A 10,561-nucleotide genomic window follows, 5' to 3' on the forward strand; every position below is an offset into this window, starting at 1 on the left:
CACGTATCCCAATGACCAACCAGCAGCTTCAGCTGAAGGCACCCAGGTCATCGTGTCGACACGTGTGTGGATTTAAGCCTTTCGGGGCATCCCCGGAAAGCGGCGCATTTTATACCACAGCAAGGCTGAAAACGGAACCCGGTTTCTCAAAACCGGGTCAGCGCGGGTGTTCCAGCCCTTGGAATCGCTCAAGAATGCGCCATTCTATAGAGAGAAGCGATGCATGCCGCCACGGATTTGCCGCGATCGTCTGTTAGAATCGCCTTTTTCAGGCCTGCGCGCCGCATCACGCAGAGCCCATTCCGCATAGCAAGCGCCACTGAGCGTAGAGAGAGCCTGTATGACCGTCACCCTCAAAACCCCAGAGGACATCGCCAAAATGCGTATCGCCGGCAAGCTCGCCGCCGACGTGCTGGAAATGATTGCCGAACACGTCAAGCCCGGGATCACCACCGAAGAGCTCGACCGCATCTGCCACGACTACATCGTCAACGTGCAGCAGGCCATCCCTGCCCCGCTCAACTACAAAGGCTTCCCGAAGTCGATCTGCACCTCGATCAACCACGTGGTCTGCCACGGTATTCCGAACGAGAAGGCCCTGAAGGACGGCGACACCCTGAACATCGACGTCACGGTGATCAAGGACGGCTACCACGGCGACACCAGCCGCATGTTCCACGTCGGCAGCGTGCCGGTCTGGGCCGAGCGCCTGTCCCAGGTCACCCAGGAGTGCATGTACAAAGCCATCGAGATCGTCAAACCCGGCTGCCGCCTGGGCGATATCGGCGAAGTGATCCAGAAGCACGCTGAAAAGAACGGCTTTTCGGTCGTGCGCGAGTTCTGCGGCCACGGCATCGGCAAGGTGTTCCACGAAGAGCCACAGATCCTGCACTACGGCCGTGCCGGTACCGGCATGGAACTGCAAGCCGGCATGACCTTCACCATCGAGCCGATGATCAACCAGGGCAAGGCCGACACCAAGGTCCTGGGCGATGGCTGGACCGCCATCACCAAGGACCGCAAGCTCTCGGCCCAGTGGGAACACACCCTGCTGGTGACCGAAACCGGCTACGAAATCTTCACCTTGCGCAGCGATGACACCATCCCTCGCGTTTCCGCCTGACCTGCCGCTCCCAGCCTTATAGATAGAAAGGAAAGCCAATCGATGCCGCAGGTGGATCCCGAACTCTTCGACCGCGGCCAGTTCCAGGCTGAACTGGCCCTGAAGGCAAGCCCGATTGCGGCTTTCAAGAAGGCCATCCGCCAGGCCCGCGAGGTGCTGGACACGCGCTTTCGCAGTGGCCGGGACATTCGCCGGCTGATCGAGGATCGCGCCTGGTTCGTCGACAACATCCTGCAAAAGGCCTGGGACCAGTTCAACTGGAGCGAAGACGCCGACATCGCGCTGGTCGCGGTCGGCGGCTACGGCCGAGGCGAGTTGCACCCCTATTCCGATATCGACCTGCTGATCCTGCTGGACAGCGCCGATCACGAAGTTTTCCGCGACTCCATCGAGCGCTTCCTGACCCTGCTGTGGGACATCGGCCTGGAAGTGGGCCAGAGCGTGCGCTCGGTGGACGAATGCGCCGAGGAGGCCCGCGCCGACCTGACGGTTGTCACCAACCTCATGGAAAGCCGCACCATTGCCGGCCCCGAGCGCTTGCGCCAGCGCATGCTAGAGGTCACCAGTACCGCACACATGTGGCCGGCCAAGGAGTTCTTCCTGGCCAAGCGCGCCGAGCAGAAGGCCCGCCACCACAAATACAACGACACCGAATACAACCTGGAACCCAACGTCAAAGGCTCGCCCGGCGGCCTGCGGGATATCCAGACGATCTTGTGGGTGGCTCGCCGCCAATATGGCACCCTGAACCTGCGCGCCCTGGCCGGCGAAGGTTTCCTGGTGGAAAGCGAGAACGCCCTGCTGGCCTCCTCCCAGGAATTCCTGTGGAAAGTCCGTTATGCCCTGCACATGCTCGCCGGACGCTCGGAAGACCGCCTGCTGTTCGACCACCAGCGCTCGATCGCCGGCCTGCTGGGTTTTGAAGGCGAAGACGCCAAGCACGCCATCGAAAACTTCATGCAGCAGTACTATCGGGTGGTGATGAGCATTGCCCAGCTCAGCGACCTGATCATCCAGCACTTCGAGGAAATCATCCTCGCCCCGGCCGACGAAGCGCCGCCGCAGCCGATCAACTCGCGTTTCCAACTGCATGACGGCTACATCGAGGCCATCAACCCCAACGTGTTCAAGCGCACGCCGTTTGCCATGCTGGAAATCTTCGTGCTGATGGCCCAGCAGCCGGAAATCAAGGGCGTGCGCGCCGACACCATTCGCCTGCTGCGCGAACACCGGCACCTGATCGACGACGACTTCCGCCACGACATCCGCAACACCAGCCTGTTCATCGAACTGTTCAAGTGCAAGATCGGCATCCACCGCAACCTGCGGCGGATGAACCGCTACGGCATCCTCGGTCGCTACCTGCCGGAGTTCGGTTTTATTGTCGGGCAGATGCAGCACGACCTGTTCCACATCTACACGGTCGATGCCCACACCCTGAACCTGATCAAGCACCTGCGTAAGCTGCAATACACAAAGGTGTCGGAAAAATTCCCGCTGGCCAGCAAGCTCATGGCCAAGCTGCCCAAGCCGGAACTGATCTACCTGGCCGGGCTGTACCACGACATCGGCAAGGGCCGGCATGGCGACCATTCCGACATCGGCGCGGTGGACGCGGAAGCCTTCTGCCAGCGCCATCAGCTCCCCGCCTGGGACAGCCGCCTGATCGTCTGGCTGGTGCAAAACCACCTGGTGATGTCGACCACCGCCCAGCGCAAGGACCTGTCCGACCCCCAGGTGATCCACGACTTCGCCCAGACGGTCAGCGACGAGACCCGCCTCGACTACCTGTACGTACTGACCGTCGCGGACATCAACGCCACCAACCCGACCCTGTGGAACTCCTGGCGCGCCAGCCTGTTGCGCCAGCTCTACACCGAGACCAAGCGTGCCCTGCGCCGCGGCCTGGAAAACCCAGTCGACCGCGAGGAGCAGATTCGCCAGACCCAAAGCGCGGCCCTGGACATCCTGGTACGCGGCGGCACCGATCCGGACGACGTCGAGCAACTCTGGTCGCAACTGGGTGACGACTACTTCCTGCGCCACACCGCCGGCGACGTGGCCTGGCACAGTGACGCGATCCTCCAGCAACCGGCCGATGGCGGCCCGCTGGTCCTGATCAAGGAGACCACCCAGCGCGAGTTCGAAGGTGGCACCCAGATCTTCATCTACGCACCGGACCAACACGACTTCTTTGCCGTGACCGTGGCCGCGATGGACCAGCTCAACCTGAACATTCACGACGCCCGGGTCATCACCTCCACCAGCCAGTTCACCCTCGACACCTACATCGTGCTCGACACCGACGGTGACTCGATCGGCGACAACCCGGCCCGGGTCAAACAGATCCGCGACGGCCTGACCGACGCACTGCGCAACCCGGACGACTACCCAACCATCATCCAGCGCCGCGTGCCGCGCCAGCTCAAGCATTTCGCCTTCGCGCCCCAGGTGACGATCCATAACGACGCCCATCGCCCGGTGACGGTGCTCGAGCTCAGCGCCCCGGACCGTCCGGGCCTGCTCGCCCGGATCGGGGGGATATTCCTGGAGTTCGACCTGTCACTGCAAAACGCCAAGATTGCCACCCTCGGCGAACGGGTCGAAGACGTTTTTTTCATTACCGACGCCCACAACCAGCCGCTCTCGGACCCGGAGCTGTGCCGCCGGCTGCAGGATGCAATCGTCGAGCAGTTGAGCGTCACCCAGGAACCGGATATCAAGCTTTCGCGCCTGAGCATTTGACTCCCAGCTTCCCCCTGTGGGAGCGGGCTTGCCCGCGATGGCGCCGGCACATTCAAGGCCCACAGTGGCTGATCCACCGCTATCGCGGGCAAGCCCGCTCCCACGCTGGATCTGCTGCATTACACAGATTGCATTCATTTAATGACGCCATCGAGACTCACCGATGAACAACGCTCTGAACCAGCTCCAGCCCTACCCGTTCGAGAAACTGCGCGCCCTGCTCGGTGCTGTCACGCCCAACCCTGACAAGCGCCCGATCGCCCTGTCCATCGGCGAGCCAAAACATCGCTCGCCAAGCTTCGTCGCCGAAGCCCTGGCCAGCAACCTGGAGCAGATGGCCGTTTACCCGACCACCCTCGGGATCCCGGCCCTGCGCGAAGCCATCGCCGGCTGGTGCGAGCGGCGCTTCAACGTCCCCGCCGGCTGGATTGACCCGGCGCGCAACGTGTTGCCGGTCAACGGCACCCGTGAGGCCCTGTTCGCCTTCACCCAGACCGTGGTCAACCGTGGCGACGACGCGCTGGTGGTCAGCCCGAACCCGTTCTACCAGATCTACGAAGGCGCCGCGTTCCTCGCCGGGGCCAAGCCGCACTACCTGCCGTGCCTGGACGAAAATGGCTTCAACCCGGATTTCGACGCCGTGTCGCCAGACATCTGGAAACGCTGCCAGATCCTGTTCCTGTGCTCTCCAGGCAACCCAACCGGTGCGTTGATTCCGGTGGACACCCTGAAAAAGCTGATCGCCCTGGCTGACGAATACGACTTCGTGATCGCCGCCGACGAGTGCTACAGCGAGCTGTACTTCGACGAACAAACCCCGCCCCCCGGCCTGTTGAGTGCCTGCGTGGAACTGGGCCGCCAGGACTTCAAACGCTGCGTGGTGTTCCACAGCCTGTCCAAGCGCTCCAACCTGCCAGGCCTGCGCTCGGGCTTCGTGGCCGGCGATGCCGAGATCCTCAAGGGTTTCCTGCTGTATCGCACCTACCACGGCTGCGCCATGCCGGTCCAAACCCAACTGGCCAGCGTCGCCGCCTGGAACGATGAAGAGCACGTGCGCGCCAACCGCAGCCTGTACCGCGAGAAGTTCGACGCAGTGCTGGCGATCCTCAGCCCGGTGCTCGACGTCCAGCGCCCGGATGGCAGCTTCTACCTGTGGCCGAACGTCGGCGGCGACGACGCGACCTTCTGCCGCGACCTGTATGTCGAAGAGCACGTCACGGTGGTGCCGGGCTCTTACCTGTCGCGCGAAGTCGACGGCTTCAACCCGGGTGCCGGTCGCGTGCGCCTGGCCCTGGTTGCGCCCCTGGCCGAATGCGTGGAAGCCGCCGAGCGGATTCGCGCCTTTATCCAGCGCCACCAGTAACCCGGCGTTACTTCATCGGCCCCAGGTTGGCCTCGCTCAAGTCGAGGTCGGCCAGCACTTCGCGCAGCACGTCATCACCGATCTGGTGATGACGACTGAGCCGGTACAGCTCCAGACGCTGGGCCCGCAGCGCATTCAAGCGCAGGCGCCGCTCCAGCAAGTCCATCTGAAACGCCAGGGCCTGGGCTTCGGCGGAATCGTTGAAAACCTCCAGTTGATGCCGGTACTCGGACATGATCCGTGCCTTGAGCTCCACTGCCAGCGCAGCCTGTGCCGCATCCTGCGGATTGGCCTCCTCGGCCTCCAAGGCGTGAATCGCCGCCTCGGCGGTCTTGCGCCAGGCGTCGCGCACCTCTTGCCGGCGCTTGTCGTCCGGACTTTTCGGCAGACCGCGTAACAGCAGCGGCAAAGCGATGCAGGCCGTCACCAGCGACAACAGAATCACCCCGGCGGCAATGAAGATCAGCAGGTCGCGTTCTGGAAACGCCTCGCCGCCCATCAGCATCGGCACCGACATCACACCCGCCAGCGTCACCGCCCCACGCACGCCACCCACCGTCAACAGCCAGCAGGAACGGGCGGTCGGCACCTGGGTCAGCTCGCCCTTGCCGCGCCAGCGCCGCAGTAGCACCGACAAGCGCCAGATGCTCTGCACCCAGATGAACCGCAGCATCACCAGCGCCAGGAAAATCGCCACCACTTCCAGGCAACGGTAAAACAGGGTCGGCCACAACGAGCTTTCGTGACTGACCACAGCCTTGATGATGTCCGGCAGCTGCAGACCCAACAGCAGGAAAATCAGGCCATTGAAGGCAAATTCCAGCAGCGACCAGACACTGCGATTGAGCAACCGGGTGCTGGTCTGACGCGGCAGCAGGTCAAGCCAGCTCTGCATCATCCCCGCCGCCACCGCCGACAGAATCCCCGAGACACCCAGGCGCTCGGCCAGCACATAGGCGGCAAACGGCAGCAGCAACATGAACACCACGTGGGTCGCCGGATCGTCCCAGCCGCGGGCGATCATCCAGGCGCGCAACCGCCCGACCAGCCAGCTCAGGGCCACGCCGACCAGCAGCCCGCCAATGGCCACCAGGACAAAGGTCAGGCTGGCATTGGCCAGGGAAAACGCTCCGGTAATGGCCGCCGCCAGGGCAAACTTGAAGGTCACCAGGCCCGAGGCGTCATTCATCAGGGCCTCACCCTGCAGCATGTGCATCAAGGGCGTGGGCAAGCGGTTCTGGGAGATTGCCGAGACCGCCACGGCATCGGTCGGCGACAACACCGCCGCCAGCGCAAAGGCCACCGGCAACGGAATGCTCGGTACCAGCCAGTGAATGAAGTAGCCCGCCCCGACCACGGTGAACAACACCAGCCCCACCGCCAGCGTCAGGATCGGCCCGCGCAACTTCCATAGCTCGCGCTTGGGCATGCGCCAGCCATCGGAGAACAGCAGTGGGGGCAGAAACAGAAACAGGAACAGCTCGGGATCGAGCGCCACATGCAGCCCCAGCGTCGGCCACGCGAGCAGCGCCCCGGCGGCGATCTGCACCAGCGGCAACGGCAGTGGAATCACCCGGCCCACCAGGCGCGAGACGCTAACCAGCATCAGCAGGATGAGGACGGTATAAGCGGTTTGCATAAAACAACAGTTCCCGGACAGTCGACGCACAACAGCACACATCAGGCAACAAGTTGCCGTTGAAGTGCCATATTAGACGCTTAAGCTATCCTTCGACCTTTACACAAAGGTCGCACCTGACCCGGTAACCTGTCGCACAATCGTTTTATGGCCGTCGCTGCCGACGCCGAACCTCCTCGGTCATGGCATAATCCTTCACCTTTTAGTTCCAGCACCTCCAAAGGGGGGCAATTCCGTGACCGCTTCAAGCAAAACGTTGCACCTTTTCGGCATCAAAGCCTGCGACACCATGAAAAAGGCGCGCACCTGGCTCGATGAAAACGCTGTCAGCTTTGATTTCCACGATTACAAGACGGCCGGAATCGACCGTGAACACCTGACCCAGTGGTGCAACGAGCACGGCTGGCAAGTGGTGCTTAACCGTGCAGGCACGACCTTTCGCAAACTCGACGACGAACGCAAAGCCGATCTCGACCAGGCGAAAGCTATCGAACTGATGTTCGCACAACCCTCGATGATCAAGCGCCCGGTGCTCGATCTCGGTGACCGAACCCTGATTGGCTTCAAGCCAGATATCTACGCGGCCGCACTCAAGTAAGGCAGCCCGTTCAATTTTGTTAGAGGTAATTGCATGTCCACTACCCTGTTCAGCGTGGCCTTTGGTGTTGGTACCCAGAATCGTCAAGGCACATGGCTGGAAGTGTTTTACGCCCAACCCCTGCTCAACCCGTCGGCCGAATTGATCGCCGCCGTTGCCCCGATCCTCGGTTACACCGAAGGCAACCAGGCCATCGCGTTCACTACCGCCCAGGCCGCGCAACTGGCCGAAGCCGTGAAAGGCATCGACGCGACCCAGGCCGCCCTGCTGACCCGCCTGGCGGAAAGCCACAAGCCGCTGGTCGCCACCTTGCTGGCCGAAGACGCACAACTGAGCTCCACCCCTGAGGCCTACCTCAAGCTGCACCTGCTGTCCCACCGCCTGGTCAAGCCACACGGCCTGAACCTGGCCGGGATCTTCCCGCTGCTGCCTAACGTCGCCTGGACCAGCCAGGGCGCCATCGACCTCAGCGAACTGGCCGAGCATCAACTCGAAGCGCGCCTGCGTGGCGAGTGGCTGGAAGTGTTCTCGGTGGACAAGTTCCCGAAAATGACCGACTACGTGGTACCGGCCGGCGTGCGTATCGCCGACGCCTCGCGGATCCGCCTGGGTGCCTACGTGGGCGAAGGCACCACCGTGATGCACGAAGGTTTCGTCAACTTCAACGCCGGCACCGAAGGCCCGGGCATGATCGAAGGCCGCGTGTCGGCAGGTGTCTTCGTCGGCAAGGGTTCGGACCTGGGCGGCGGCTGCTCCACCATGGGCACCCTGTCGGGCGGCGGCAACATCGTGATCAAGGTCGGCGAAGGCTGCCTGATCGGCGCCAACGCCGGTATCGGCATCCCATTGGGCGACCGCAACACCGTCGAGTCGGGCCTGTACGTCACCGCCGGGACCAAAGTGGCCCTGCTGGATGAAAACAACCAACTGGTCAAAGTGGTCAAGGCCCGCGAACTGGCCGGTCAGTCCGACCTGCTGTTCCGCCGCAACTCGCAGACCGGCGCCGTGGAGTGCAAGACCCACAAGTCGGCCATCGAGCTGAACGAAGCGCTGCACGCTCACAACTAAGCGTCACACGAGTTCACCTGTAGGAACGAGCCCGCTCGCTCCTACAGGGGCCTGGCATATGCCCGCCCATGTTCACTAGGGCCCGATAGCATGATGATTTCCTCACCCTGGCGCGCCGACTTCCCGGCCATCGCCGCCCTGCAACGGCAAGACCAGACCTACCTGGACAACGCCGCCACCACCCAGAAACCCCAAGCCCTGCTCGACGCGCTGGCGCACTACTACGCCAATGGCGCGGCCAACGTCCATCGGGCGCAACACCTGCCCGGCGCCCATGCCACGCAAGCGTTCGAAGACAGCCGCAGCAAAGTCGCCCATTGGCTCAATGCCGGCAGCAGCGGGCAAATCATCTTCACCCACGGCGCGACCTCTGCGCTGAACCTCCTGGCCTATGGCCTGGAACACCTTTTCCAAGCGGGCGATGAAATTGTCATCAGCGCCCTGGAACACCACGCCAACCTGCTGCCCTGGCAACAACTGGCCAACCGTCGCGAGCTGAAGCTGGTGATACTGCCACTGGATGCCGATGGCGTGATCGACCTGCAGGCCGCCGCCGGACTGATCGGCCCCCGCACCCGGTTGCTGGCCGTCAGCCAACTGTCCAACGTGCTGGGGGCTTGGCAGCCACTGGCGCCCCTGCTGGCCCTGGCGCAAGCCCACAACGCCTTGACCCTGATCGATGGCGCCCAGGGCGTGGTCCATGGCCGGCACGACGTGCAGGCGCTGGGCTGCGACTTCTATGTTTTCTCCAGCCACAAACTCTACGGGCCTGATGGCCTGGGCGTGGTATTTGGCCGCCACGCCGCCCTGGAGCAATTGCGACCCTGGCAGTTCGGTGGCGAGATGGTGCTGGACGCCGACTACCACGACGCACGGTTCCGCCCGGCCCCCCTGGGCTTTGAAGCCGGGACCCCGCCGATTGCCAGCGTGATTGGCCTGGGCGCGACCCTCGACTACCTGGCGGGCCTGGACCAGGACGCAGTGTCGGCCCACGAAGCGGCGCTACATGAGTACCTGTTGAAGGGCCTGCGGGCGCGCAAGGGCATCCGGCTACTGGGCACCCCCCAACTGGCACTGGCCAGCTTTGTCGTCGAGGGCGTGCACAATTCCGACCTGGCCCACCTGCTCACCGAGCAAGGGATTGCCGTGCGCGCCGGTCATCACTGCGCCATGCCATTGCTCAAGAGCTACAAGCTGGCCGGGGCCATTCGTGTGTCCCTGGCGCTGTACAACGACTCCGAAGACCTTGAGCGCTTCTTCGAAGCCCTGGACCAAGCCCTGGAACTGTTGCGATGAACCTGCCCGCCGAAGCCGTCAACGCCCTGCACACCTTCCAGGCCGCCGCCGGCTGGGAACAACGGGCCCGCCTGCTGATGCAATGGGGCGACCGCCTGCCGCCCTTGAGTGAAGCCGACAAATCCGAGACCCACCGCGTGCACGGCTGTGAAAGCCAGGTGTGGCTGGTGGGCAAGTTGCACGACGGCCACTGGCAGTTTGCCGCGAGCAGCGATGCGCGCTTGATCCGCGGGCTGGTGGCATTGCTGCTGGCGCGGGTCAACGGCTTGTCCGCGCAAGACCTGCAACAGGTAGATTTACCAGACTGGTTCAACCAACTGGGCCTCAGCCGCCAACTCTCCCCGTCACGCAGCAATGGCTTGAATGCGGTGTTGCAGCGGATGAATGAGTTGGCAATAGCACTTCCTTTTTAAGAAACTTCTTCAGCACCAGAACGAAATTCTGCTGCTTTCGTCCGCCCGACACCTATTGGCGGTATGCATGGACATGTTCAGACCTAAATGGAGCCCCGAATAATTCACACCCTCAAACTTATTAAACATCGCAAGCCGCTGACACAACGCAATAAAATCAAAAACCTCAACAAAAACAAAAACAAAAACAAAAAATATAAACGTTTTACCCCCACCCACCCGTAGGAATAAACCCACACTTGCACGGGAAGTTTCGCAACACTTTTTGATTGAAAAAACATTCGGCGAAAGCATTAATAACTCACTTGCGCAAAAT

8 protein-coding genes are annotated in these 10,561 nt (G+C 62.5%); 7 read left to right on the forward strand and 1 reads right to left on the reverse strand.

Going from position 1 to position 10,561, the window contains the following annotated elements; translation table 11 throughout:
- Nucleotides 1-340 precede the first annotated feature (340 nt).
- From map to dapC, 3 genes are all read left to right on the forward strand, one after another.
- On the forward strand, nucleotides 341-1,123 hold the full coding sequence (map, locus tag Q1W70_RS04800) for a type I methionyl aminopeptidase (RefSeq protein ID WP_166588559.1): 783 nt from the start codon (nucleotides 341-343) through the stop codon (nucleotides 1,121-1,123).
- A gap of 42 nt (nucleotides 1,124-1,165) precedes the next feature.
- A complete protein-coding gene (locus tag Q1W70_RS04805; RefSeq protein WP_185818278.1) occupies nucleotides 1,166-3,868 on the forward strand; it encodes a [protein-PII] uridylyltransferase in 2,703 nt (900 codons plus the stop codon).
- 163 nt (nucleotides 3,869-4,031) lie between these two features.
- On the forward strand, nucleotides 4,032-5,231 hold the full coding sequence (gene dapC, locus Q1W70_RS04810; protein ID WP_166588561.1) for a succinyldiaminopimelate transaminase: 1,200 nt from the start codon (nucleotides 4,032-4,034) through the stop codon (nucleotides 5,229-5,231).
- Nucleotides 5,232-5,238: 7 nt separating this feature from the next.
- Here dapC and Q1W70_RS04815 read toward each other — a convergent pair whose 3' ends face one another.
- Nucleotides 5,239-6,870, reverse strand: a complete 1,632-nt coding sequence (locus Q1W70_RS04815) for a Na+/H+ antiporter (RefSeq protein ID WP_166588562.1) — start codon at nucleotides 6,868-6,870, stop codon at nucleotides 5,239-5,241.
- Between the two features lie 289 nt (nucleotides 6,871-7,159).
- On the opposite strand from Q1W70_RS04815, the gene Q1W70_RS04820 reads away from it, so the two are divergent.
- The 4 genes from Q1W70_RS04820 to Q1W70_RS04835 all read left to right on the forward strand — a co-directional run bounded on the left by Q1W70_RS04820 (nucleotide 7,160) and on the right by Q1W70_RS04835 (nucleotide 10,245).
- Nucleotides 7,160-7,468, forward strand: a complete 309-nt coding sequence (locus Q1W70_RS04820) for an arsenate reductase (protein WP_256669746.1) — start codon at nucleotides 7,160-7,162, stop codon at nucleotides 7,466-7,468.
- Nucleotides 7,469-7,501: 33 nt separating this feature from the next.
- Nucleotides 7,502-8,536 carry a 2,3,4,5-tetrahydropyridine-2,6-dicarboxylate N-succinyltransferase gene (gene dapD / locus Q1W70_RS04825; RefSeq protein ID WP_166588564.1) on the forward strand — a complete coding sequence of 345 codons (1,035 nt, stop codon included), beginning with the start codon at nucleotides 7,502-7,504 and terminating at the stop codon, nucleotides 8,534-8,536.
- 90 nt (nucleotides 8,537-8,626) lie between these two features.
- On the forward strand, nucleotides 8,627-9,832 hold the full coding sequence (locus tag Q1W70_RS04830) for an aminotransferase class V-fold PLP-dependent enzyme (RefSeq protein WP_302098650.1): 1,206 nt from the start codon (nucleotides 8,627-8,629) through the stop codon (nucleotides 9,830-9,832).
- Nucleotides 9,829-10,245: a SufE family protein gene (locus Q1W70_RS04835; RefSeq protein WP_166588566.1), complete on the forward strand. Its 417-nt coding sequence runs from the start codon at nucleotides 9,829-9,831 to the stop codon at nucleotides 10,243-10,245. The genes Q1W70_RS04830 and Q1W70_RS04835 overlap by 4 nt, the downstream gene beginning before the upstream one ends.
- The last annotated feature ends 316 nt before the right edge of the window (nucleotides 10,246-10,561 follow it).

Origin of the sequence: Pseudomonas kielensis, assembly GCF_030505375.1 — a bacterium.
In the GTDB taxonomy this organism is placed as follows: Bacteria; Pseudomonadota; Gammaproteobacteria; order Pseudomonadales; family Pseudomonadaceae; genus Aquipseudomonas; species Aquipseudomonas kielensis.

Excerpts from the sequence above, each read along its gene's own strand:
- map (WP_166588559.1), top strand. The coding sequence starts at position 341 with ATGACCGTCACCCTCAAAACCCCAGAGGACATCGCCAAAATGCGTATC.
- Q1W70_RS04805 (WP_185818278.1), top strand. The coding sequence starts at position 1,166 with ATGCCGCAGGTGGATCCCGAACTCTTCGACCGCGGCCAGTTCCAGGCT.
- dapC (WP_166588561.1), top strand. The coding sequence starts at position 4,032 with ATGAACAACGCTCTGAACCAGCTCCAGCCCTACCCGTTCGAGAAACTG.
- Q1W70_RS04815 (WP_166588562.1), bottom strand. The coding sequence starts at position 6,870 with ATGCAAACCGCTTATACCGTCCTCATCCTGCTGATGCTGGTTAGCGTC.
- Q1W70_RS04820 (WP_256669746.1), top strand. The coding sequence starts at position 7,160 with ATGAAAAAGGCGCGCACCTGGCTCGATGAAAACGCTGTCAGCTTTGAT.
- dapD (WP_166588564.1), top strand. The coding sequence starts at position 7,502 with ATGTCCACTACCCTGTTCAGCGTGGCCTTTGGTGTTGGTACCCAGAAT.
- Q1W70_RS04830 (WP_302098650.1), top strand. The coding sequence starts at position 8,627 with ATGATGATTTCCTCACCCTGGCGCGCCGACTTCCCGGCCATCGCCGCC.
- Q1W70_RS04835 (WP_166588566.1), top strand. The coding sequence starts at position 9,829 with ATGAACCTGCCCGCCGAAGCCGTCAACGCCCTGCACACCTTCCAGGCC.